At 67.2% G+C, this 24,122-nt stretch carries 24 protein-coding genes; 14 read left to right on the top strand and 10 right to left on the bottom strand.

Annotated features, from left to right (window positions below):
• Positions 1-3: 3 nt before the first annotated feature.
• Entirely contained in the window at positions 4-585 is a 582-nt protein-coding gene (locus ABD188_RS01150) for a TetR/AcrR family transcriptional regulator (protein WP_344057720.1), read from the bottom strand.
• 287 nt (positions 586-872) lie between these two features.
• The gene (locus ABD188_RS01145; RefSeq protein WP_344057718.1) at positions 873-2,936 is read right to left on the bottom strand and encodes a hypothetical protein; all 2,064 of its coding nucleotides are present in this window, start codon (positions 2,934-2,936) and stop codon (positions 873-875) included.
• 349 nt (positions 2,937-3,285) lie between these two features.
• Between ABD188_RS01145 and ABD188_RS01140 the strand changes: the two genes are divergently transcribed.
• From ABD188_RS01140 to bcp, 6 genes are all read left to right on the top strand, one after another.
• Entirely contained in the window at positions 3,286-3,984 is a 699-nt protein-coding gene (locus ABD188_RS01140; protein ID WP_344057715.1) for a lipoate--protein ligase family protein, read from the top strand.
• Positions 3,985-4,079: 95 nt separating this feature from the next.
• The gene (locus tag ABD188_RS01135; RefSeq protein WP_344066787.1) at positions 4,080-4,931 is read left to right on the top strand and encodes a pyruvate, water dikinase regulatory protein; all 852 of its coding nucleotides are present in this window, start codon (positions 4,080-4,082) and stop codon (positions 4,929-4,931) included.
• A gap of 60 nt (positions 4,932-4,991) precedes the next feature.
• Complete coding sequence (gene ppsA, locus ABD188_RS01130) at positions 4,992-7,385, top strand: phosphoenolpyruvate synthase (protein ID WP_344057713.1); 2,394 nt, start codon at positions 4,992-4,994, stop codon at positions 7,383-7,385.
• 33 nt (positions 7,386-7,418) lie between these two features.
• On the top strand, positions 7,419-8,708 hold the full coding sequence (locus tag ABD188_RS01125; RefSeq protein ID WP_344057711.1) for an alpha-amylase family glycosyl hydrolase: 1,290 nt from the start codon (positions 7,419-7,421) through the stop codon (positions 8,706-8,708).
• 80 nt (positions 8,709-8,788) lie between these two features.
• Positions 8,789-9,706, top strand: coding sequence for a siderophore-interacting protein (locus ABD188_RS01120; RefSeq protein ID WP_344057709.1), 918 nt, complete (start codon positions 8,789-8,791; stop codon positions 9,704-9,706).
• A 65-nt stretch (positions 9,707-9,771) separates the two neighbouring features.
• A complete protein-coding gene (bcp, locus tag ABD188_RS01115) occupies positions 9,772-10,242 on the top strand; it encodes a thioredoxin-dependent thiol peroxidase (protein WP_344057707.1) in 471 nt (156 codons plus the stop codon).
• Positions 10,243-10,270: 28 nt separating this feature from the next.
• On the opposite strand, the gene ABD188_RS01110 is transcribed toward bcp, so the two are convergent.
• The gene (locus ABD188_RS01110; RefSeq protein WP_344057705.1) at positions 10,271-10,678 is read right to left on the bottom strand and encodes a hypothetical protein; all 408 of its coding nucleotides are present in this window, start codon (positions 10,676-10,678) and stop codon (positions 10,271-10,273) included.
• 160 nt (positions 10,679-10,838) lie between these two features.
• On the opposite strand from ABD188_RS01110, the gene ppk2 reads away from it, so the two are divergent.
• Positions 10,839-11,678 carry a polyphosphate kinase 2 gene (gene ppk2, locus ABD188_RS01105; RefSeq protein ID WP_344057703.1) on the top strand — a complete coding sequence of 280 codons (840 nt, stop codon included), beginning with the start codon at positions 10,839-10,841 and terminating at the stop codon, positions 11,676-11,678.
• 12 nt (positions 11,679-11,690) lie between these two features.
• On the opposite strand, the gene ABD188_RS01100 is transcribed toward ppk2, so the two are convergent.
• The 4 genes from ABD188_RS01100 to ABD188_RS01085 form a co-directional block, all read right to left on the bottom strand.
• Positions 11,691-12,491 (bottom strand): DUF1206 domain-containing protein, encoded by an 801-nt coding sequence (locus ABD188_RS01100; protein WP_344057701.1) that lies wholly within the window; start codon positions 12,489-12,491, stop codon positions 11,691-11,693.
• Between the two features lie 89 nt (positions 12,492-12,580).
• The gene (locus ABD188_RS01095; protein ID WP_344057699.1) at positions 12,581-13,273 is read right to left on the bottom strand and encodes a phosphatase PAP2 family protein; all 693 of its coding nucleotides are present in this window, start codon (positions 13,271-13,273) and stop codon (positions 12,581-12,583) included.
• Positions 13,270-13,608: a hypothetical protein gene (locus tag ABD188_RS01090; RefSeq protein ID WP_344057697.1), complete on the bottom strand. Its 339-nt coding sequence runs from the start codon at positions 13,606-13,608 to the stop codon at positions 13,270-13,272. Before ABD188_RS01090 ends, ABD188_RS01095 begins: the two co-directional genes overlap by 4 nt.
• 121 nt (positions 13,609-13,729) lie before the next feature.
• Complete coding sequence (locus ABD188_RS01085; protein WP_425561312.1) at positions 13,730-14,401, bottom strand: response regulator transcription factor; 672 nt, start codon at positions 14,399-14,401, stop codon at positions 13,730-13,732.
• A 144-nt stretch (positions 14,402-14,545) separates the two neighbouring features.
• Between ABD188_RS01085 and ABD188_RS01080 the strand changes: the two genes are divergently transcribed.
• Both ABD188_RS01080 and ABD188_RS01075 read left to right on the top strand, forming a co-directional pair.
• A complete protein-coding gene (locus tag ABD188_RS01080; protein ID WP_344057693.1) occupies positions 14,546-14,830 on the top strand; it encodes a GlsB/YeaQ/YmgE family stress response membrane protein in 285 nt (94 codons plus the stop codon).
• 45 nt (positions 14,831-14,875) lie between these two features.
• A complete protein-coding gene (locus ABD188_RS01075; RefSeq protein ID WP_344057691.1) occupies positions 14,876-15,205 on the top strand; it encodes a DUF7882 family protein in 330 nt (109 codons plus the stop codon).
• A 33-nt stretch (positions 15,206-15,238) separates the two neighbouring features.
• Here the strand turns inward: ABD188_RS01075 and ABD188_RS01070 are convergent, their stop codons facing one another.
• Entirely contained in the window at positions 15,239-15,385 is a 147-nt protein-coding gene (locus ABD188_RS01070; protein WP_344057689.1) for a hypothetical protein, read from the bottom strand.
• A 175-nt stretch (positions 15,386-15,560) separates the two neighbouring features.
• Here ABD188_RS01070 and ABD188_RS01065 point away from each other — a divergent pair, with 175 nt between their 5' ends.
• Positions 15,561-15,773, top strand: a complete 213-nt coding sequence (locus ABD188_RS01065; protein WP_344057687.1) for a dodecin — start codon at positions 15,561-15,563, stop codon at positions 15,771-15,773.
• Between the two features lie 33 nt (positions 15,774-15,806).
• Here the strand turns inward: ABD188_RS01065 and ABD188_RS01060 are convergent, their stop codons facing one another.
• Positions 15,807-16,922 (bottom strand): ROK family protein, encoded by a 1,116-nt coding sequence (locus ABD188_RS01060; RefSeq protein ID WP_344057685.1) that lies wholly within the window; start codon positions 16,920-16,922, stop codon positions 15,807-15,809.
• 146 nt (positions 16,923-17,068) lie between these two features.
• Here ABD188_RS01060 and ABD188_RS01055 point away from each other — a divergent pair, with 146 nt between their 5' ends.
• The 4 genes from ABD188_RS01055 to ABD188_RS01040 are packed head-to-tail and all read left to right on the top strand — an operon-like array spanning position 17,069 to position 22,390.
• A complete protein-coding gene (locus ABD188_RS01055; RefSeq protein ID WP_344057683.1) occupies positions 17,069-19,207 on the top strand; it encodes an alpha-galactosidase in 2,139 nt (712 codons plus the stop codon).
• Positions 19,208-19,240: 33 nt separating this feature from the next.
• Complete coding sequence (locus ABD188_RS01050) at positions 19,241-20,533, top strand: ABC transporter substrate-binding protein (protein ID WP_344057681.1); 1,293 nt, start codon at positions 19,241-19,243, stop codon at positions 20,531-20,533.
• 1 nt (position 20,534) lies between these two features.
• The gene (locus ABD188_RS01045; protein ID WP_344057679.1) at positions 20,535-21,473 is read left to right on the top strand and encodes a carbohydrate ABC transporter permease; all 939 of its coding nucleotides are present in this window, start codon (positions 20,535-20,537) and stop codon (positions 21,471-21,473) included.
• Positions 21,473-22,390 carry a carbohydrate ABC transporter permease gene (locus tag ABD188_RS01040; protein WP_344057677.1) on the top strand — a complete coding sequence of 306 codons (918 nt, stop codon included), beginning with the start codon at positions 21,473-21,475 and terminating at the stop codon, positions 22,388-22,390. The genes ABD188_RS01045 and ABD188_RS01040 overlap by 1 nt, the downstream gene beginning before the upstream one ends.
• Here the strand turns inward: ABD188_RS01040 and ABD188_RS01035 are convergent.
• On the bottom strand, positions 22,383-23,729 hold the full coding sequence (locus ABD188_RS01035) for a chloride channel protein (RefSeq protein ID WP_344057675.1): 1,347 nt from the start codon (positions 23,727-23,729) through the stop codon (positions 22,383-22,385). The genes ABD188_RS01040 and ABD188_RS01035 overlap by 8 nt on opposite strands.
• Positions 23,730-24,122 lie beyond the last annotated feature (393 nt).

The raw sequence follows: 24,122 nt of genomic DNA, 5'->3' as shown, positions 1-24,122 counted from the left end.
AAGTCAGAAGGAGAAGACGCGGCGCGCGGCGTCGAGTCGGCGAAGAAGGATCGTGCGGAAGTCCTGACCGTCGGCAGCGAAGTACTCGAACACGGCGGGGCGGATGAGGGCGCCGAAGACGAGCACGACCGTCTCCGCCCTGTCGGCGGCATCCGCTCGCTGCGAGACCAGCGCGATGTCGTCCCGCTCGCCCTCGGCTGCAAGCGTGACGAAATGTGCGAACAGTCTGGGCTCACGGTCGAAGACCCGGCCGAGCTCGTCCGCCTCGGACTTGGTCAGTGCGAGGCGCTCCCAGCGCGCGATGTGGAGCTCGGCGAAGTCGTCGAGCAGGGCCCCGGCACCGGCGACGAAGGCGTCGTCGAGGTCGGAAGTGTCGGAGCGCACGGCGATGCCGATGACCGCGTTCTCCTTCGACGCGTAATAGTTGAAGAACGTGCGGCGCGATACGCCGACCTCTGAGCACAGCTCCTCGATCGTGAATCCTGCGAGACCGCGCTCGGCAGTGAGGCGACGGGCTTCCGTGCGGAGCCCCCGCGAGGTCTCGGCCGCGCGACGCTCGCGCGGAGAAATTGCACTAATACTCACAGAGTGTATTTTTGCACTAACCGACTAGATGTGCAAATTGAGTGAACCGCACGCCGAACCTCGATCGCGGGGGACGCCCTCATCCGACGACGATCTCGTCGATGCGCAGTACTCGGGCGCGAAGGCTGCGTTGCGTCCGATCTGTGAGGCGCTGGTGAACCTCGGCTGGTTCAGTTTCAGACGCGCTCGTGGATGTGGCGTGGCGCCCCCCGGTGGCGTGACACGCTCGCAGCCTGCGGGCGGCCGGTGGCCAACCCGCAGGCTGCGAGTACTCCGAGGCCGGGCTGTCAGCCGATCACGACGGCGAATCCCGACGGGGGCAGCTTCACGGAGTATTCGCCCACGCCGCTCTGCGTGTGAACGAGCACGCCCTTGCCGCTGTAGATGTAGGCGGTCGTCGCGGATCCGGAGACACCCACCCGCGCCGATTGGGAGAGCTTTGCGCTCGAGTGGACGAGCTGCGTGACGCCCCCGTCACCGCTGAGACCCAGTCGTGAGATCACGGGAAGGACGAGGAGCGCATCGAGGGTCAGCTCACCGGAGCGCACCCCGACCGTGAGTCGGGCGCGATCGCCCAGTACCGGCAGTTGCAGTGACCGCGGCAGCAGCACGCCGGCAGTCGGAGAGATGCCCTGAGCAGGACCCTTCTCCACCAGCACGCCGGTCGGCAGCTTTCCCGAACGCCAGGTCGAGACGCTCTTCGCACCCTCTGTCGACCACACGACCGGCTCCACCCAGCGGCGCACGGCATCCGTGCCGATGTCGAACGTTGCGGACTGCCCGCGCGCCAGGGTCAGTGCGTCGCCTGCCCAGCTCGACTCGCCTGTCCAGTTCACCGGTGTCGACAGCGTTCCGTCGGTGGCGACGGCGCTCTCTGCCTGCACCGACCGGAGGCCGTCGATCTCGTCGACGGTCGTCACGGTCGCGGCGCGCGCGGCGAGCTCGGGCCGCGAGTCGAGCGCGATCATCGTCAACAGCGCGTGGATCGTGCTCTCGGCGCCGCTGTTGCGGTTCACCGAACCATCAGGCTGCAGTCCGTCGTAGCCCACACCGGTCGCCGAGTCGTACATCTGCGCAGCGGAGCGGTTGGCGCCGAAGAACCACGCGGCCTGAATCGCAGCAAGGTCGGCGAAGCCGCGTGAGCCCGTGGCATCCGCGACGGCGAGCAGGGACTGCACGCGCGAGTCGACGCCGTAGGCGATCTGCACACGATCGGTCGGAGTCGGGAACCAGCCGTTGTCAGGGCCGCCCGCGGTCAGCAGCGTCGGCGTGAACACGGCGGCATCCTTCACCGCCGCTTTGGCGAGCGACGGGTCACCGAGAGCCTCGGATGCGGCGGCGAGAGCCGCAGGCATCTGCGATCCCCATGCGTGCCACATCGACCGGGATTCCGTCCACGGCAGGATCGCACCGTAGGGCCAGCTCTGCGCATCGCCCGAAGACATGGCTGCGATGCCCTCGGCGAGCTGCCGGAGCGCGGTCGCAGCGATCGCGTCGGACGGCTCCGCCTGCACCCGGGCAGCGAGGCCGAGCGCGGCTTCCGCTGACGCATCCGCCCCGTTCGTGATCAGCCACGCCGGAACGCGCATCCCGTCGGACTTCTCCCACTGCCCGTAGTTCACAAGCACCTGGCGGTTCAGCGCATCGACCGAGAGCGCAAGCCGCTGCTCGAGGAAGCCCGCGAAGTCCGGGTCGTCGTCCTGGAAGGCCGCAAAGCCTTCGCCCAGCGCCCAGATGGTGCGCGCGAGCCAGTAGCTCGGTCCGGAGTCCGACGGGTCTGGCAGCTCTACCGGCTCGGCCGATGGGTTGAGGGTTCCGTCCGGCTGCATCCACAGCACGACGTTGCCCGCGTTCGGACCGTCGGCGGTCTGCAGATAGGTCAGCGAGCGGAGCAGCTCGTACGCCGAGGTGCGGCTGGACTCCGAGCCCGTCAGGCGCCAGTCCCGCAGGTAGACGACGGCGGCGCGGGCGACGTCATCCGCGTTGTACGCGCCCTGTCCCCAGTAGCCGGTTGCGGGGTCGACCGGCCCGCCTCCGCCGACGCGCTCGAACGTGCCGCCGTCACGGGCGTCGGCGTAGGTCCACGGGAGGACGAGCGCCGGCTCCTCTTCGAGGCGGTACGTGGTGTGCCCGTCCACGTCGGCGGGCGGCGTCGCCTCGTCGAGGAGGAAGTCGAGATGGGCGAGGTTGGTGAGCGGCGCCGCGAGCGCTGCTGCTGCGGCGGGCGCTGCAGTGACGGATGCCGGTGCGGCGGTGGCCGCGAGGGGCATCGCGATCACGGTTCCGATCGACAGCGTCAGGGCTGTGGTCAGGGCGACGAGACGCGCGCCTCGTCGTGTGTGCGTGTGCATGGTGGAGCCCTTCGCGTACGAATCGATGGAGCAGGCCAGCGATGGCGAGCGCGAATGTCTTTCATCTCGCACGACCTCGTGCTCCGTGCCGGCATCACACCGGACTCTTGGCACCGTAGACCCGTCGCGGTCGTCGCACAGGACCCTTGCGCCCCGGCCGTGAACGTGCAGACGTGGCACGTCGTGCGACCTCTTCCTCGCGGAGACGCACGCACCCCCGAGCTCTTGAGCTCGAGATGGGCGAGCGCGCAGGGTGGCTCATGATGCCCGCGTCCGGAGCGCGGTTCCGATTCAGCACAGTGCGGGAGGGTGAAGACTGGGCCGGTGGTTCCCTGCTGAAAGGACGACGATGACCTCTCCGGAGTCCCTGCATCCGCCGACCGCGCGAGTGGTGAGGCAGCTCGTCTCGCAGGCGCCCGCGGACGACCTGGCCGAGTCCGTTGCGCTGTTGCAGGGCGTGGCATCCGGCGAGCTGACGGAGGACCGAGTCGTGCGCATTTACACGCCGCGCCCGACGCTCGCGATGAGCCGATCCGAGAGCCGCCTGCCGGGCTTCGCGGCCGCCGGCGCCGCTGCTGCGGAGCGGGGTTTCACCCCTGCGGTGCGCCCCACCGGCGGAAGAGCCGTCGCGTACGACGAATCGTGCGTCGTCTTCGATGTCGTGTGGCGCGACACCACGAGCATCGACTCTCGTGGCTTCTTCGAATCTGTGGCCACGGCTCTCGCGACACTCCTCCGAGACGTGGGGGTGGATGCGCGGGTGGGCGCGGTCGCGGGGGAGTACTGCCCGGGCCCGTTCAGCGTCAATGCGCGTGGGCGAGTGAAGCTGATCGGCACGTCGCAGCGCGCCGTCCGCGGCGCGAGACTCATCAGCGGCATGCTCGCGCTGGGCGACGTCACGCAGCTCGTCGACGTCCTGGTGGATGCGAACTACAGCCTTCACCTCGACTGGGACCCGAGGACATTCGGGTCGATGCGTCAGGAGCGTCCGGATGTTGGGCGCACCGTCCTCGAAGATGCGCTCGTCGCAGGGCTGATCCTTACCTAGAGCGAAGGTTCGCCTCTTCTTAACCCGGTCACTGGTCGGAGGAACCTCTGATGCTTCCCTAGCGTTGAACCAAGACGATCGGCAGGGGAGTGACCATCGACGCGATACCCGTTCAGACGCGCGCCGCGCCCGGAGGCCTCTCCGGTCGGGCCGCGTACTTCGTCTCGGACAGCACGGGAATCACCGCTGAGACCCTGGGGAGCGCACTGCTCGCGAACTTTCCCGGAGTGGCGTTCCAGCGGCACACCATCCCCTTCGTCGACACCGTGGAGGGCGCCCGCAACGTCGTCAAGGACATCGAGCGATCCCTGCAGAACGGAGCACGCCCGATCATCTTCGCGACCGTGAAGTCCGCCGAGATCCTGGCGGAACTTCGGATGTCGGGCTCGGTCATCATCGATCTCCTGGGCGGTCACCTCACCGAACTCGAGGACGCGCTGGGAACCACGGCCTCGGAGCAGCTCGGCCAGTACCACGGCGTCGGCGACATCGAGCGGTACTTCGCCCGGATGCGCGCAGTCGAGTATGCGATCGAGCATGACGACGGTCAGAGCATGCGCGCGCTGGACATCGCGGACGTGATCATCATCGCGCCGTCGCGCTGCGGCAAGACGCCGACCACGATGTACTTGGCGCTGCAGTACGGGCTGCTGGTGGCGAACTATCCGCTCACGGACGATGACTTCCCCTCGGACGGTCTGCCGAAAACCGTCGCGCGCCACGTCGAGAAGTGCTTCGGACTGACCACGACCCCGCTGCGGCTGAGCCAGGTGCGCCACGAGCGGCGACCCAGCTCAACGTACTCGAGCCTCGCCCAATGCACCCTCGAGCTGCGTCGGGCCGAGGACCTCTACCGCCGCAACCGCGTACCGTTCCTCAACTCCTCGACCAAATCGGTCGAGGAGATGTCCGCAGTGATCATGCAGTCCATGCGGCTGCGAGCCTGACCCATCGCACGACGACCATCGCTCACCGCGCCCCCACCCACCCACAGATCGGGACACGAAATGACGAACAACATCCTCTGGTTCAACGAGATCGGCATGAACGACGTCGCCAGCGTCGGCGGCAAGAACGCGTCGCTCGGCGAGATGGTGTCGAACCTCTCCGGAGCCGGCGTCCGCGTTCCGGGCGGTTTCGCCACCACCGCCGATGCCTACCGCGACTTTCTCGCCGCGGACGGTCTCTACGAACGCATCCGCCGGACCGTCGAAGCACTCGACGTCAACGACGTCGCAGAGCTCGCGAGCGTCGGTGCGAACGTGCGCGAGTGGATCGAGCGGCAGCCGCTGCCCGCGACGTTCGAGGCCGACATCCGCTCGGCCTACGAGAGCCTCGTGGCGAACGACCCTGAGCCGGACTCTGTGTCGTGGGCGGTCCGATCGAGTGCGACGGCTGAAGACCTGCCGGATGCGTCGTTCGCCGGGCAGCAGGAGACCTTCCTGAACATCAGCGGCATCGAGAACATCCTCGCCGCGATCCGCAGCGTGTTCGCGTCGCTCTACAACGATCGGGCGATCGCCTACCGGGTGCACCACGGCTTCGACCACCATGATGTGGCGCTGTCGGCGGGCATCCAGCGGATGGTGAGATCGGATGTCGGCGCCTCCGGAGTGCTCTTCACCGTCGACACCGAATCCGGGTTCGACCGCGCCGTGTTCATCACGAGCTCGTATGGCCTCGGCGAGGCTGTCGTGCAGGGCGCGGTGAATCCCGATGAGTTCTACGCGTACAAGCCCGCCCTGCGCGAGGGGCGCCCGGCAATCCTGAAGCGATCGGTGGGTGAGAAGGCGGTCAAGATGGTCTACGCCGACGGCACCCATGCCGGCGGCAGCACGGTGTTCACCGATGTCGCCCTCACGGACCGTGCGCAGTTCAGCATCACCGATGCCGAGGTCGAGGAGCTCGGCCGGCAGGCGCTGACCATCGAGGACCACTACGGCCGGCCGATGGACATCGAGTGGGGCAAGGACGGCGTCGACGGCCGGCTCTACATCCTCCAGGCCCGCCCCGAGACCGTCGTCTCACGCGTCGACGGCAACGTGACGCGCCGCTTCGTGCTGGAGGAGCCGGGCACGGTGATCACCATCGGCCGGGCGATCGGCCAGAAGATCGGCGCCGGACCGGTGCGCGTGATGACGTCGCTCGCCCAGATGGACCGGTTCCAGCCGGGTGACGTCCTGGTCGCCGACATGACCGACCCAGACTGGGAGCCGATCATGAAGCGCGCGTCGGCGATCGTCACCAACCGCGGCGGCCGCACCTGCCACGCGGCCATCATCGCGCGCGAGCTCGGCATCCCCGCCGTCGTCGGCACCGGAGATGCGACCATCGCGCTGCAGGACGGTCGCGCGGTCACCGTTTCGTGCGCCGAGGGCGACAACGGGTTCGTGTACGAGGGGATACTCGGCTTCGAGGAAGTCATCACACGGCTCGATGAGATGCCCGAGAGCCCGACCAAGATCATGCTCAACGTCGGAACCCCCGACCAGGCCTTCGCCTTCTCGAAGCTCCCCAACAAGGGCGTCGGGCTGGCACGCCTCGAGTTCGTCATCAACCGGCAGATCGGCATCCACCCCCGTGCTCTGCTCGACTACGAGACGCTCGAACCCGAACTTAAGCGCGAGATCGCGGAGCGGATCGCCGCGTACCCCGCACCGCGCGACTACTTCGTGCAGCGGGTGGCTGAGGGTGTGTCGATGCTCGCTGCGGCGTTCGCGCCCGAGAAGGTGATCGTTCGGCTCTCGGACTTCAAGTCGAACGAGTACGCCAACCTCATCGGCGGCGAACTGTACGAGCCGCACGAGGAGAATCCGATGCTCGGCTACCGCGGCGCCTCCCGGTATATCTCGCCCGACTTCCGCGAGTGCTTCGACATGGAATGCGAAGCCTTGAGGTTCGTCCGCGACGAGATGGGTCTCACCAACGTGGAGATCATGGTGCCGTTCGTGCGCACCGTCGGCGAGGCGCACGCCGTGATCGAGCTGCTGGGTGAGAACGGTCTGCGGCGCGGCGAGAACGGCTTGCGGGTCATCATGATGTGCGAGCTGCCCTCGAATGCCGTGCTCGCCGACGAGTTCCTGGAGTACTTCGACGGGTTCTCGATCGGCTCCAACGACATGACCCAGCTCACCCTCGGCCTGGACCGCGATTCAGGACTGGTCGCGGCGACGTTCGACGAGCGCGATCCGGCCGTGCTGAAGATGCTGTCGATGGCCATCGAGGCATGCCGCCGAGCCGGTAAGTACGTCGGCATCTGCGGCCAGGGCCCGAGCGATCACCCCGACCTCGCCGAATGGCTCGTCGGGCAGGGGATCGAATCCATGTCGCTGAACCCCGACACCGTCGTGGAGACCTGGCTGCGGCTCGCCAAGCTGAAGGCTCCCGTCACGGTGTCTTGAGCGGAGCTGACCGCGCCGCAGTAGGGTTCGGGAATGCATGAAGGCTCGTCGCCCGCCTGGGTGGACAACGCGATCTGGTGGCACGTGTACCCACTGGGATTTCTGGGAGCCGACCCGACCGGCGTCATCCGCAAGCCGGGACGCACCGTCGCCGCGATCGAGCCCTGGCTCGACTACGTACTGGATCTCGGGCTGAACGGCATCGTCCTCGCGCCGATCTTCGAGTCCGAGACCCATGGCTACGACACCACGGACTACTTCCAGATCGACACGCGCCTCGGAACCGAGGCCGACCTGGTGAGCCTGGTCGCCGCAGCCCGCGGCCGCGGCATCCGGGTTCTGCTCGACGGGGTCTTCAATCACGTGGGCAGAAGCTTCCGCAGCCCCGCGCCGACGGACGGCGACCTGCTCGAGCGCACCAGCACCGGCGAGGTCGTCACGTTCGAGGGGCACGAGGGACTCGTCGTCTTGAACCATGACGATGAACGGGTCGCCGACCTCGTGGTCGAGGCCATGGCGTACTGGCTCGACCGCGGAATCGACGGGTGGCGACTCGACGCCGCCTACGCCGTCCCTCCCGCGTTCTGGGCGAGAGTGCTGCCGCGTGTACGGGAGCGGCATCCGGACGCCTATTTCATGGGGGAGTATCTTCAGGCCGACTACACGGAGGTCGTCCGCGAAGGCCGGCTCGACAGCGCCACCCAGTACGAGCTCTGGCAGGCGATCTGGCACTCGATCGAGGATGAGAACTTCTTCGAGCTGGACTGGGCGTTGACCCGCCACAACGGCTTCCTCGAGACGTTCGTGCCTTACACGTTCATCGGCAACCACGATGTCACCCGCATCGCCTCGCAGATCACGGACGCCCGCCACCATCCGCACGCGCTGGTGCTGCTCCTCGTGCTCGGTGGGACACCCTCGATCTATTACGGCGACGAACGGGGGCTGCGAGCGGTCAAGGAGACCCGGTGGGGTGGAGATGACGAAATCCGGCCGGTCTATCCCGATGATCCCGCCGACTTCGCGGCCGGAGGCGAGACGTTCCGGCTGCATCAGGAGCTGATCGGGCTGCGTCGTCGCAACCCCTGGCTCGTCCGTGCGACCACCAGCGCGGTCATCTGCACGAACACCCAGTACGTCATCGAGGTCGTTGCCGATGAGGGGCGGCTCTTCGTCGCGCTGAACCTGTCGGATGAGGCGCTGCCGGCGCGGATCGCGCAGGCGGACCTGGTGGCGGGACACGCCACGGAAACGGCGGGCGGGTGGCAGGTCGCCTCTCATGGCTGGGCGGTCTGGCAGGAGACTCCCGGCGAGCGGGACTGAGCCGTCTGTTAGGTTCGCTTCGGTCTGCGGGAGCGATCTGCGGACACCGACATCTGAGATCCACAGAGAGCAGTTCGTGAATGGTCAGCAGTGAAGAGCGTCAGCGTCCGCCGCAGGAACGTTCCGACCGGGTCGCCGCGCCGGAGGGCGGTCGCAGGCGGGGTGGGACGCAGCACGTCCTGGATGTGGTCGGCACCGAGCGGTTGGCACCGCAGCTGGTGCGCATCCACCTCGGAGGTGACGGGTTCGATGCGTTCGTGACCGGTGCCGATGCCGAGCGGATCGCCAAGACCGACAAATACGTCAAGATCCTCTTCGCCAAGCCCGAGCTGGGGTTGCAGCCGCCGTTCGATCTCGACGCACTGCGCGAGACGTTGAGCCCCGACGACATGCCGGTTCGTCGCACCTACACGGTGCGGTCGCTCGACACCGCGGCGCGAACGATCGCGATCGATTTCGTCGTGCACGGCGATGAGGGCGTCGCGGGGCCGTGGGCGGCGGCCGCGGTCGCCGGCGATCGACTGTGCTTCTCGGGGCCGGGTGGGCAGTACGCGCCGTCGACCGAGGATGTCGAGCACCTCCTGATCGGCGACGATTCCGCGATCCCGGCGATCGCGGCGGCGGTCGACGCGCTGCCCGCGACGGCGCGGGGGCTGGTGCTCATCGAAGTGGAGAGCGCAGCCAACGAATTGGCGCTGTCCACCCCGGCGGGTGTGAAGCTGCGGTGGACCCATCGGCGCGCGGATGACGGGTCGCTCGCCGACTACGGCACGGCGCTGGTCGCCGCGGTGCAGGCGTTGGCCCCGCCGGTCGGCGCGGTGGACGTCTTCGCGCACGGCGAGCGGGAGGCCATGAAGGAGCTCCGCCGCATCCTGCACACCGAGTGGGGGCTCGAACGGCGGTCGATGTCGCTGTCGGCGTATTGGGCGAAGGGACGCTCCGAAGACCGGTTCCAGGCCGAGAAGCGCGAACCCGTCGGGCAGATCTTCGAAGACTGACGCATCCCGGCGCTGGTTCCCCCGGTGCCGGACCCCATCATGCCTGTTGGTTCTACGCTGGGTGGATGACTCGTCTCGATCCCGGCGCCGAGGCGCCCGACTTCGCCCTCGTCGATCAGGATGAGCGGGAGGTCACGCTGAGCGGCCTCCGCGGCACTCGCCTGATTCTGTTCTTCTACCCGGCGGCGATGACCCCGGGCTGCACCACCGAGGCATGCGACTTCCGCGACAGCCTCGCTCCGCTGCAGGCGGCGGGCTATCGGGTGTTGGGCATCTCACGCGACCTCCCTGAGAAGCTGCGCGAGTTCCGTGCCCGTGATGGCCTGACCTACGACCTGCTGAGCGACCCCGAGCGCGTAGCCCACGAGGCCTACGGCGTGTGGGGCGAGAAGGTGCGCGACGGTGAGACGGTGATGGGCGTCATCCGCTCGACCTTCGTCGTCGACGAAGAGGGCCGGATCGTCGAAGCGCTCTACAACGTCGACCCCGACGGCCACGTCCGTGCGCTGAAGCAGATGCTGGCGCTGGCCGTCTGACGCCCGACAGACCAGGCCGCGTCTGTCGTCAGCGCGCAGCGGCTGCGGAGCGCGCATCCCGCAGCGCGACAGCGGTCGTGATCGCCAGCACCACGATGCCGATGGACTCGATGATCACCGCCTGCGGCACGAGCGGGCGGTCCCACTGCTCGGTGATCCCGAAAAGCCCGACAGTCAGGGCGAGGATCAGCGCCAGCAGCGTTGCGATCAGGAACAGCAGGCTGAGCACCGTCGCGAGCTGGAACAGCCGGCCATGGAGCACCAGCATCCCGATCGCCAGCACGATTCCCGCGATGCCGTTCAAGACGAATGCCACGCCGAGGATCCCGCCGGTGCCTCCGAAGACGAGCACCAGGTGGATCACGCCCGTGGCGAGAAGGAAGATGGCGCTGAGGATGCGCATGACCCTCAGGACGCGCTGGTTGCTTTCGGCCATTGCCTCACCCGTTTCGATCGGTGTCCCTCTTCGCCGAGGTCCTCTGTGTTTACACACGAGCCAGCCGCCCGGTGGGTTCAATCGGCTCAGATCGGCGCGGCGATGTCAAGAGGCCGGATCGAGCCCCGCAGCCGCCTAGGGTGAGGCGAAAAGGGGTCAGATGTCGAAGAACAAGAGTTCCGCGAAGACGAATCTCAAGCGCGTCCCGAAGGATCTGTACGAGGCCGAACTGGAGCGTCTGCAGATCGAGCTCGTGGAGATGCAGCACTGGGTGAAGGAAACGGGCGCCCGCGTACTCGTGATCTTCGAGGGTCGCGATGCGGCGGGCAAGGGCGGAGCGATCAAGCGGGTGATGCAGTACTTGAACCCGCGCCATGCGCGCGTGGTCGCGCTCGCCAAGCCCTCCAAGAAGGAGCGCGGTGAGTGGTACTACCAGCGCTACATCGAACGCCTGCCGACGGCCGGCGAGATCGTGCTGATGGATCGCTCGTGGTACAACCGTGGCGGCGTGGAACGTGTGCTGGGCTTCGCGACCGACGAGCAGTACGAGCGGTTCCTGCGGCAGACGCCGGTGGTGGAGCGACTGCTGGTGGATGACGGCATCATCCTGATCAAGTACTGGTTCTCGGTGTCGGACGATGTGCAGCAGGCACGATTCGTGTCGCGATTGGAAGATCCCATGCGGCGGTGGAAGCTTTCGCCGACGGATCTGGAATCCATCACCCGGTGGGAGGACTACTCCCGGGCGAAGGACGCCATGTTCGATGCCACCGACATCGATGAAGCTCCGTGGTGGACGATCGAAAGCGACGACAAGCGCGCCGCGCGGCTCAACACGATCAGCCACCTGCTGAGCTGCATCCCCTACCGGCGGCTCGAGCCGGAAAAGGTCTCCATCCCGGACCGGCCCGCCGCAGACGACTACGATCGCCCCCCGCGTGAGCAGTTCCGCTATGTGCCCGACATCGCCGAGGAGCTGGTCAAGAAGAAGAAGTCCTGACCGGGTCTGGCGTCACATCCTGGCGTAGCGGGCACGAGCGAAGCAGAAGAGGCCGTAGATCACGAGCCCGGCACCCACGACCCAGAGGATGGCGGCGCCGAACGGCAGCGCCGCGAGGGTATGCAGCGCCGCATCCAATCCGCCCGCGGTCTCGGGATCGTGCGTCAGCGCGGCGACGACGAACAGGATGCCGGTGACGGCGACCGCGACGCCCTTTGCGACGTAGCCGACCACCCCGAACGTCACGATGCCCTTCCTCGCGACCCCAGAGGGCAGATCGAGGTGCTTCTCGAACGCGCGGGTGAATCCCCGCACGATGAACGCGATCCCGATGGCGCCCACGATGAGCCCGATGAGGACGAGCAGGAAGATACCGCCGGGCGTCGCGAGCAGCCGGGCACTCAACGACTTCGTCGACCCCGACGAATCGGACTGCCCGCCGAGGGCGTACACGAGCGCCGTCCCGGCGATGGCGAAATAGGCCACCGCCGTCCCGACGAACTTCACTCGATGGCCCCACTTCTTCTTCGCGTCGGGGTCGCGCTCGAGGAAGGTCTCCGCGATCTGCCAGATCGCGAGGGCGGTCAGGCCGAGCACGATGATCCACAGGACGACGACACCCAGGGGCGTCTTCTGAATCTGCTCCATCGCGCCGCCTTGATCGGCCTCGCCTCCGCCACCCGTCGCGACCGAGATCGCGATGAGTCCGATGACGATGTGCACGATGCCGAGCACGACGTATCCGGCGCGGGCCAGGGTGCGGAACACCGGTGAATTCTGTGCCGCTCGGGCGGCGGTCTTGGGGGTGGTCACGGCCGACAGCGTAGCGAGTCGAAGCCGATCTCGGGGAGGGGTTGCGACGCCGGGCAGGATGTGCCCACGCCTCTGGCGACAGCCCCGGATCAGGCTTCGCTGGTCGTCTGTTCGGCCGGCCGCGATGCTCGGCGCTCGCGAACGGTCTCGATCACACACCAGACGAAGGTCGCGACCGCGATCCCCTCCAGCAATCCGGCGACGACATCACTGGCCCAATGGGCATGCAGATAGGTCCTGCTCCACATCATCACCACGACCCACACCGCACCCGCAAGCCAGACGTACCAGCGCCGCAGCAGGAGCCCCAGAGTGACCGCCACGGTGGTGGCGACGGCCGTGTGGCCGGAAGGAAAGGACGTCGCGACCCTCTCGGCCAGTGAGTCGTCGGGACGCACGCGGGCGATGACCGCGGCCATCGGCGCGCCGATCGCGACGACGACGACGAGCGCTGCAGCGAGGGTCGCGGCATCCCACGGCCTTCTCTTCAGCAGGAAGACGGCGACGAGAACGATGCCGATCACGATCATGCCGATCGTGCCGCCGACGATCGCGGGGATCCACGCGACCAGAACCCCCGCATCGGTGAGGGTGGCGACCATGAGGTCGTGCCACCACACGTCGATCGGAAGCGGCGAGCGACCACCGAAGGCGACCGCGAAACGGAGGATCACGAACGCGACCGTCGCCGAGACTCCGACGATCAGCACAACGGCTCGCCGTGCGTCGGCCTCTTCTGCGGCTTCGGGCAGCGACGGTGCGACGGGCCCGCTGTCTGTCACCATTCGTCGGTGGGGTCGGATGGCGCCAGAGCCTGAGGCTCGACCGGCACGATCAGGGCGACGGGGTGCAGGAGCCGGGTGCGGCGGCTCAGTTCGCCGACCGCTTCGGCGCTGTCGGGCTGGTCGGACCGATCAGGCGCGCGAGTCGCGTACAGCTGGCTGGCCGGGCCGAGGAGGAACTCGGCGGTCGCAACCGTCCCATCTTCAGCGAAGACCGGGATGCTGACGACGTCGGAGCTCTGCGTATCGGCAAGAGCCTGCGCGTAGAGCAGCACGGCCTGGCAGACATCGTCCGCCAACAGCACTCGCTCCCCGGTGTAGTGCAACGTCATCATGAATCCATCATCCCTGCCGGCCGGCACATCGTCAGCGGGGTTGTGCGGAGGGCAATGCGACCCTACTCTGTCGGCGGGATGCGGGTCGGCGTCGAGATCGAGGACGGGCGACGCCACGGGATCAGGGCCCGCCGAGCCAGTGGTCGATGCGATGCACGTCGGGCTCGAACCCGTGGCGGATGCCGTAAAGGACTGCCTCGACGCGACTCGTCGCGCCGATCTTCCGGTACACCGAGCGGATGTAGGACTTGACCGTGTTGGGGCTGAGGTAGGTCAGTCGGGCCACATCCGCGTTGCTCATCCCCTGGGTGATCAGCGCGAGGATCTCGGACTCGCGGTCCGTGATCCCCTCGAGTCGCCCCGGCCAGTCCAGTCCTGGGGCACTGGGTGCCCGGCCACGACGATCGGTGATGACCGTTTCGCCGGCGTGGACGGCTTCGATCGCGGCCACGAGCTCGGCCGCGGGAAGCGTCTTGGAGAGATAGCCGTGGACACCGAGTCGGCGGGCCGAGTCGATGAGTTCGGGCTGCAGGTTCCAGGTGTAGACCACGACCCGGCGCGCGCGGGGGTTCTTCATCAGGTCGGCGATCTGCTGGTGATCCGACTCGGGCTGCGCGAACGAGTCGTAGAGGACGACATCCACGGGCTGCACCAGTTCGGCGTTCGCATCGATCTCGGCGACCACCACGCGGTCGCGATACTCATCGAACAGATGGGCCAGACCTTTGAGGACGACGTCGTAATCATCCACCAGGGCAACGGTGACCGGTCGACCGGCCGAAGATGAGAGCATGCCTCAGCTTTCCACCCTTAGGGGTGTGCCGCCACACCCGCAGGGGTGGTTCAGTCGTTATGTTGCCCTTCACCGGGCGGCCGGCGCACCACCCGGAGCGCACGAAAGTCGGCGCCACAAGCGCCCACGGACAGGAGAGCAATCATGCTCGGTCTCATCATCAGCATCATCGTCATCGGCCTCATCGCCGGCTTCATCGCCCGGGCCGTGATCCCCGGCAAGCAGAGCATGAGCATCCTCATGACGATCGTCCTCGGCATCGTCGGCTCGTTCGTCGGCGGCTTCCTCGGATTCCTCATCTTCCAGCACGACCCGATGGACGGGTTCTTCCAGCCCGCCGGCATCATCGGCTCCATCATCGGAGCGGTCATCGTGCTCCTCGTCTACGTCATGGTCGCCCGTCGCCGCACCGGCACCCGCCGATCCTGAGCCACGGCGCACCGTCTCGTTCCTGATAGATCAGCGGAGGCTGTGGTGGGCAAATTCATCTACGGCGCGGTGGTCAACACCTTCGACGTCGACGACCGGACGCTGGCGCACCTTCGAGTGGTGATCATGAACAAGCTGCGACGCTCGGAGTCGTTCATGTTCGACCTCACCATGAGTGACGGAAGCGGAAGCCGCAGCTTCTGGATGGGCCCGTCCATCCCCATCCAGTTCCAGTTCTTCGGGGGTCGCAACCCGCGGATCAACCGCGCGTGGGTCGAGGAGCTGATGGGGGCCGCGAACGGTCCTCGGGGGCTCTGGATCACCCCCGAGCCCGCGGAACCGGTCAGCGCCCGCAGCGAACTGCTGCGGGCCTGACCGCACGCGAGTCGGTGCTTCGGCGAGCGCGAGCTAGCGCTTGGTCGCGCGCGTCACGGCGTCGGTGTCGGCGGCGCGGTTGCTGGCAGCGCGCTTGTCGGCTTTCGCCGTGCGCTTCTCTTTCAACGTCTTGGCCGGGGCGGTCTTGCCGCCTTCTTTGCGAGCGGACTTTTCACCCATGGGGTTCTGGCTCCTTCGAGAGCCTCGGCGGCCCTGTGTGGCTGAGGCTACACGGGTATGCCCGGTCGAGCTGACCGAAGCCTTCATCGGGTGCCCGTGAGCCGCTGGTGCTTCGGCATCCGGGAGCGTATGGTCGGGGCCATCGCGGCGCGGATGCCGACGAGAGGAGCGGGCGATGACCGACCACGTTTACCGTGTCACCGAGATCGTGGGCACGTCCCCGGATGGCGTCGATGCGGCGATTCGATCGGGGCTGGCGAGGGCGGGCAAGACGCTGCGCAACATCGACTGGTTCGAGGTCGTCTCGGTGCGCGGGCACCTGGAGGACAGCCAGATCCATCATTTCCAGGTCACCCTCAAGGTGGGATTCCGCCTCGACGACGAGTAGCCCCGCGGTGTCTTCGCGCCGACTCGCTTCGCGTCAGTCGAACGTGAGCGCGACCACCGCAGACTGGATCGCGACGGCGGCCGCGCCACGCGCCCACGCCAGGAAGCTCGAGTCGTCGACGTAGATGTCGATGGGATCGGAGCGCGGGTCGCGGTCTGCGGCGATCGCGGCACGGACGCGCGCCTCTTTCAGTTGGAAGAGCGCGATCCCATCTCCGGCGAGGACCACAGCCGGCTGCAGCGTGAGGTTGGCGGCGAGTGCGATGAATCGCCCGAGTGCATCGGCCGCGGCATCCATCACGGCTCGCGCGGCGGGGTCGCCCGCCTGTGCGAGCTCCAGCGCCCCGGCATAGTCCACGCGTCGCTGCAGCGCGCCCGAGACCTGCGCGGCGATCGATCCGGACGTCAGCATCGCCTGTGCGCAGCCGCGATGCCCTTCTGAGCAGAGCGGACCGGTCGCGGCGAGAGGAATATGACCGCCGAGTCCCACGCCGGCCTCTCGCGACCGGACCACCTCACCGTGCACCACGAGCGCGTAGCCGATCCCCTCGCCGATGGTGATCACCGAGAATCCCGGGATGCCGCGTCCCAGTCCGAACCAGCGCTCCGCTTCCGCGAGCGCGACGAGGTCATTCTCCACCGAGACCGGAGCGCCGACCCGCGCTTCGAGCAGCGTGGCCAGGTCGACGTCGGTCCATCCGAGGAATGGCGCGAATTCCACGGATCCGTCGCGCACCACCCCGCCGATGCTCACACCGATCCCATTGGGGCGCGCGGTGCCGAGGTCGGCGAGCGCATCGACGATCGCGGCGACCACGGTCGCGGGATCGCGGTCGCCGAAAGCCCGTTCCGCGCGCCCGACGAGTCGGGCGCGCACATCGGTCAGTGCCGCGTAGACGCGATCGCCGGTCAGCTTGATCCCGACGAACATGCCGACGTCGGGAGAGATGTCGAGCGGTCGGGTCGGGCGCCCGACCGACCCGTCGGCCACCTCGCCGCGTTCGACGAACAGGCCTCGGTCCAGGAACGGCTTCGCAAGTCTCGTCAGGCTGGCCGGCGACAAGCCGAGCCTGGCTGTGAGCGCGCTCCGCGAGATGGGGCCGTGGATCAGCACCTCGCGCGCCAGCGCGGATTCACTCTCGGTCAGCATCGCCACTCCCGCCATCCGGCGATTTCTTCCAGCTTGGCACAAAGAATGCCACATCCGCCCGCGCACAGACAGGAACTGGACTCTTGCGACGCGGATTACTTCCGTGGTAGAACTATTCCGTGTCACGGGACGAAGGATTTCTCAGCGTGGAGCCTCTGCCATCGAATGCCAAGGATGCGGCGCGCGTCGTGCATCTGCGACGAGCCGGTACCAGCGTGGTCGTGGACGTCTCGGCGATGCCCAGGATCATCCATTGGGGCACGGAACTGAGCGGTTCGACAGCGGAGTCGCTCGCATCGCTCAGCGTCGCCGATCGTCCGCAGCGCGTTTCGGGCGGGTTGGATGAGACGCCCCGCCTCGGTCTGATCTCGACTCCCGCCGACGGGTGGCTGGGCACACCCACCGTCGAGGGCCATCGCACCGGCACGGCCTTCAGTGCGCGCTTCGATCTCGTCGATGTGCAGTCGGATGACGACCACGCCCAGATCACCCTGATGGACGATGAGGCGCGACTGAGTGCCCAGCTCGAGCTGAAGGTCGGCTCGGGCGGACTCTTCCACCAGCGACTGCGGCTGCGTAATGCGGGCGAGACGGCGTACACCGTGCAGTCGATGCTGCTCGCGTTCCCGGTGCCGTGGGATGCGACCGAGTTACTGGACACGACCGGGCACCACCTGCGCGAGCGGTCGCCGCAGCGGCGGGAGCTCACCTTCGGCACGCACCTGCGCGAAAGCCGGCGTGGCAGACCCGGTGCCGACGCGACGCTCCTGCTCGCCGCGGGTCGCCCGGGGTTCGGATTCGAATCGGGATCGGTGCACGGCATCCACGTCGCGTGGAGCGGGAATCACCGGGTGCTCGCCGAGCGGGTCGTGACGGGCGAGGCATTCCTCGCGGCCGGCGAACTGCTCGCCGCCGGCGAAGCGGTGCTCGAGCCGGGCGAGTCGCTGACGTCGCCGTGGGTGATCGGCTCGTGGGGAGACGGGCTTTCCGAACTGTCCCGCCGGTTCCACGACGAATGGCGACGCCGCCTCGCGCACCCGCGTCGCCCCCGCCCGGTGACTCTCAACACGTGGGAGGCCGTCTACTTCGACCACAGCCTCGACAAGCTCACGGGGCTCGCGGACGCGGCGGCCGGGGTCGGTGTGGACCGCTTCGTCCTCGACGACGGGTGGTTCCTGGGCAGGCGGGACGACCGCGCAGGGCTCGGCGACTGGTTCGTCGACGAGGGGATCTGGCCGGACGGGCTGCATCCCCTGGTGGACCACGTTCGAGCGCTGGGAATGGAGTTCGGGCTGTGGGTGGAGCCCGAGATGATCAATCCCGACAGCGACTTGGCGCGCCGGCATCCGGACTGGATCCTCCGCGGCCGCATGGGACTGCCTCCCTCTGCGCGCCATCAGCAGGTGCTCGACCTCGCCCATCCCGACGCGTACCGCTACATCGCCGCGCGGCTGCACGCGCTTCTCGACGAGTACCCGATCGCCTACCTCAAGTGGGACCACAACCGCGATCTGGTCGACGCGGGAAGCGGCCCGCAGGGCGTCCCGCGCGTACACGCTCAGACACTCGCCCTCTACCGGCTGCTGGACGAGCTGAAGGACTCGCATCCCGGCCTCGAGATCGAGAGCTGCGCGTCGGGCGGTGCCCGGGTCGACCTCGGGATCCTCGATCGCACCGACCGCATCTGGACGAGCGACAGCCTCGACCCGCTGGAACGGCTCGTGAACCAGCAGTACACGGGCCTGGTGGTGCCGCCCGAGATGATGGGAATGCACCTCACGACGCCGGTGGTGCATTCGTCGGGACGAACCGTCGACGTCGGGCTGAGTGCGGCGGTGGCCCTGTTCGGCCACTTCGGGATCGAATGGGATCTGACCGCCACCGATGACGAGACCCGCTCGACGATCGCCCGATGGGTCGCCCTGGCAAAGCGCCTTCGGCCGTTGATCGCGAACGGTCGGATGGTGCACGCCGACGGGGCCGATCCGGCCATCGATGTGCGCGGCATGGTCGCGGAGGATGCGGCATCCGCCGTCTTCACCATCACGCAGACGGCGTCCTCGCCCGCCTATCCGCCGGGGCGGATCCGGTTGCCCGGACTCGACGACGTCCGCGCGTACCGTGTGCGCCTTCTCGAGTCCGCGCCGAACGCAGGACAGTCCCCGCTCGAGTGGAGCCAACGCGACACGATCCTCACCGGGCGCGAGCTCGGCGTCGTCGGAATCCGCCCGCCCGTCCAGCTTCCCCAGCACGCCACCGTCGTCGAACTGACCGCGGTGGTCTGACCAACTCCAACCCCCCAGCGCAAGGAGGCGCTCATGTCGAGCAGAACACGATCGATCAGGATGGCCGCGGCCGCCGTAACGGCGGTGGGGGTGATCGCCGCCCTCAGCGGATGCGCATCAGGGAGCGGCTCCGGCGTCACGACGCTGAACTTCTTCCAGTTCAAGGGAGAGGCACTCGAGGATTTCAACAAGATCATCGCCGACTTCGAGGCCGAGAACCCCGACATCAAGGTGGTGCAGAACCAGGTCGCGGATGCCGACACGATCATCCGCACCCTCCTCGTGAAGGACAAGGCCCCGGACGTCATCACCCTCAACGCCAACGGCGGGTTCGGCAAGCTCGCCCAGTCGGGGGTGTTCTACGACTTCTCCGAGGAGCCGGTGCTGCAGACGATCAACCCGGCCGTGCAGGACATCCTCGCGAACCTGGGCAACAAGGAGGGCGAGGTCAACGGCCTCGGCTATGTCAACAACGCCAACGGCGTCATCTACAACCAGGACATCTTCGAGCAGCAGGGACTCGAGGTCCCCGAGACGTGGGACGAGTTCATCGCGGTCTGCGATGCGCTGAAGGATGCCGGCATCACCCCCTTCTACGGCACGCTCGCCGATTCGTGGACCGGGCTGCCGTCGTTCAATGCGCTGGGCGCGTACCCATCGCAGGGCGACTTCTGGGATCAGATGCGCGCCGAGGGTGAGAACGTCGGGCCCGACTCGGAGGTGTCGTTCCAGAAGGACTTCCCCGAGGCGCTCGACCAGCAGTACGAGCTGTACTCGAACTACATGCAGGAGGGCTACCGCGGCAAGACCTACGACGACGGCAACGCCGCCTTCGCGAACGGCGAAGTGGCGATGCTGCTGCAGGGCATCTGGGCGACGAACCCGATCAAGCAGATCAATCCCGACATCCGGGCAGGGATCTTCCCCTATCCGGCCACGAACGATCCCGGCGATCGGCTGCTCGTCTCGGGCGTGGACGTCGTGGTGACGATGGGCAAGAACACGCCGCACAAGGAAGAGGCGATGCGCTTCATCGACTACATGTTCGAGAAGGGCGTGATCGAGGACTTCGCCGCATCGCAGAACATGGTGCCGTCGGTCGAGGGTGCGACGCTCGGCGACGATCCGGCGCTTCAGTCGGTCAAGCCCTACTTCGACGAGGGCAAGATCACCGGCTTCATCGACCATCAGATCCCGCCCAGCATCCCGCTGGCGGCGATCATCCAGCAGTTCCTCTTCAACGGCGACACGGATGCAGCGCTCGCCACCCTCGACAGCGAGTGGGCAAAGGTCGCCGCTCGCACCATCCCCGTGACAGGAGACTGACATGACGACCATGACGGAGGCCGTGCGCGCCTCTTCGACAGGTGGCACCGTGAAGAAGCGTGCCAGCCGCATCCGGTCCGGTGAGAAGCGGCCCGCGGCGGCGTTCTACTGGATGGTGTGGCCGGCGGTGATCGCGTTCGCCTTCTTCCACACCCTGCCGGTGCTGATCGGCATCTTCTTCAGCTTCACGAACTACCCCGGCTATGGCGACTGGAACTTCATCGGTCTGTCCAACTACGTGAACCTGTTCAAGGACGACCGTGTTCTGGCGGCATACGGATTCTCGTTCCTCTACGCGATCGTCGCGACGATCCTGACGAACGTGATCTCGCTCGCGATCGCGCTGGGGTTGAACGCCAAGATCAAGGCGAGCAACTTCTGGCGGGGCGTGTATTTCGTCCCGTACGTGCTCGCCATCCTGGTGATCGGCTACGTGTTCCAGTTCTTCTTCTCGAACTCGCTGCCCAAGATCCTCTCCGGCATCCCACTGTTCGCCGACAACATCCTGACGAACGAGACCTGGGCGTGGACGGCCATCGTGGGCTTGGGTGTCTGGCAGGCGTGCGCGTTCTCGATCATCATCTATCTCTCGGGGCTGCAGACCATCCCCGGGGAGCTCTACGAAGCCGCTTCCATCGATGGCGCAACCCCGTGGCGGCAGTTCACGTCGATCACGTTTCCGCTCATCGGCGCGTTCCTCACGATCAACATCGTCCTGAGCCTCAAGGGGTTCCTGCAGGTGTTCGACCAGGTGGTCGCCCTCACGAACGGCGGCCCGGGGACGGCCACCGAATCCGTGACGCTGCTCATCTTCCGCGGCGGGTTCAGCGGCGGCGAGTTCGCCTACCAGTCAGCGAACGCGGTGGTGTTCTTCATCGTCATCACCATCGTCTCGCTCCTGCAATTCCGTGTCCTTCAGCGCAGAGAGGCCGATTTCTGATGACTACCGCAACGAACGTCGCTCCACAGCTCGAGCAGGATGTCGACGCCCTCACGACGAGCAATCGCCGCCGGCGTGTGAGCGACCGCAGCGACGACACCCGCAAGACCAATTGGTGGGCCACGGCGCTGATCGCCGTGTGCTCGCTCACGGTGCTGATCCCGCTCTACCTCGCGGTCGTGGTCGCGCTGAAGACTCCGGCCCAGCTGAGTGAAGGCACCGGATTCGAGTGGCCCAACCCGATCCGCTGGGAGAACTTCCCCGAGGCCTGGGAGCGGACGAACTTCCCGCAGGCGCTCGCGAACACGGCGCTCATCACGGTCGGTGCGGTCGTCTTCACCCTGCTCACGAGCTCGATCGTCGCGTACGCCATCGCCCGCAACATCCACCGGCCGTTCTTCAAGGGAGTGTTCTTCTACTTCCTCGCGGCGCTGTTCATTCCGTTCCCGATCATCATGCTGCCGCTGGTGAAGCAGACCGCGATCCTGGGGCTGGACAACCAGGCCGGCATGATCATCCTGTACACGATCTACGGCCTGTCGCTGAACATCTTCATCTACACCGCCTACATCCGCTCGATCCCGATCGAGCTCGAGGAAGCGGCGCGGATGGATGGAGCATCGACCTGGCGCGTGTTCTGGTCGGTGATCTTCCCGCTCCTCATGCCGATGAACGCCACGGTCGGCATCCTCACGTGCGCGTGGGCCTGGAACGATTTCATCATGCCGCTCGTGGTGCTGACCGATCCCTCGGCGCGGACCCTGCCGCTGGCGCAGTACGTCTTCCAGGGGCAGTTCAACACCGACTACACAGTGGCGTTCGCGTCATATCTGATGGCGATGGCGCCCTTGCTGATCGTCTACATCTTCTCGCAGCGGTGGGTGATCTCGGGCGTCACCCGAGGCTCCATCAAGTGAGTCGCGTCGAACTGGCGCCCTTCCCCTGCTCGGGGATGGGCGCCAGTTCGAGCTTCTCGCGCGCGGGCGTGAATCGGGCGGACGCGACGTGCGCCACGACCACCGCGACGATGACGAGCGGCATGAGCATGAGCCCGTCGGATGCCAGGATCAGGGTGGCCAGGAGCACCGAGGTGAGCGGGAGCTTCAGCATGACGACGCACATCGCGCCGATGCCCATGGCCACGCCCGCGATCATGGGCAGGCCCGGGAGGTGCGACAACGCGGCCCCGCCCACGGCTCCGATGAACAGGGCGGGGAACGTCGGCCCCCCGCGGAAGCTGCTGAGTGAGATGCCGTACGCGATTCCCTTGCACACGATGAGCAGCACCAGGGCACCGATCGTGTAGTTCGGAACATCCGTGATGAACGGGCCGAGCGCGTCCTGGCCGGAGAACAGGATGTCCGAGGGGCTCTCGCCGGTGATGAGTGCGTAGACGATCGCGAGGGCGGCGATCGCGAGACCGGCGACCGGCGTGAGCAGCAGCATCCGCTTCTCGACGATCGGGCGCAGCGTCACGCCGAGCCAGCGGATGCCGGCACCCACGGGAACCGCCAGCAGGCCGATCACGATGGCCCAGAGGAACTGCACGCCGGTCGGCGACTCGGCGGCGGGGAGCCCCGCGAGCGACAGCGAGAAGGTGCCGAGGCCCGTCCAGGCGTTGAGGCCGATGAAGACGAGCGAGCCGATCCCCGCGGCCAGCAGTCCGGGCACCAGGACCAGTCCGAGCGTCGCGCCGCCGAGTCCGGAGGCTTCCATGAGCAGGAACGCGCCGGTCAGGGGTGAGCCGAGGAGCGTGCTGATGGCGGCAAAGCTGCCCGCGGCTGCCATCATCGTCTGCGTCCTGGGCGGGGCATCGCGCTTCACCAGCCTGACCGTGAGCGCGCCGAGACCGGCTCCGAGAGCGATCAACGGCGCTTCCGGGCCCAGCACGACTCCCAGGCAGAGCGTCGCAAGAGCCGCGAGCGCAACGCCCGGCAGCTGCGCGCCGGTCGGTGCGCCTTCCATCGCGAATCCCTCGGCCGGAGAATGTCCTCCGGTGCCGGGCAGGTACTTGATCGTGAGTGAGACGAGGATGCCGGCGACGAACAGGGGGAGAAGCGGCCACCAGACCGGAGCGCTGCCCGACCACAGCGCCTCGGGCAGCGTCGTGAAGATCCACTTCTGCAGCACAGACACCAGTGCGAGGAAGAAGTAGGCGACAGCGGCGATCGGCGCGCCGATGAGCGCGGCGATGACGAGCAGGGCGACGTAGCCGTTGGATCGGAGGAGTGCGCCGGGATCGGGCTGCGAAGTCATGGTCGACGCCTCCTCGTGCGTGCTTGCGGTCCCACGGGCCGACCCTAGCGGCCCGAGACCGCGCCCGCTTCATTCACCGAGGGTGACGTGGGTGAGGAGTGGAGGGTCGCACCGATCTTCCGCTCATCGGGAGTGGCCGGTCGCGGCGGGCAGGTGACGGCTAGAGTCCGATGACCGTGGGCCAAGCCGACCTGCAGCACGTCTGTGGGAATCTTCGCCGGCCGCGACCGCTTCGTGCTCGACAGGCGGACGGACCATGTGGAGACGGGCTAGTTCCCTATTGACGTTCCCTATGTCCATAGGTATCGTGCAGTGCGGGTCGCGGTGAAGCGGCCGGCACGCTGAGGAAAGGATCCCCCGCTGTGGAACGCACCACATCCGCCCCCGACTCCG

It is taken from the genome of Microbacterium pumilum, assembly GCF_039530225.1.
Classification (GTDB): domain Bacteria; phylum Actinomycetota; class Actinomycetes; order Actinomycetales; family Microbacteriaceae; genus Microbacterium; species Microbacterium pumilum.
The sequence above is the reverse complement of the archived record's forward strand: the minus strand, read 5'-3'. Positions and strand labels throughout refer to the sequence as shown.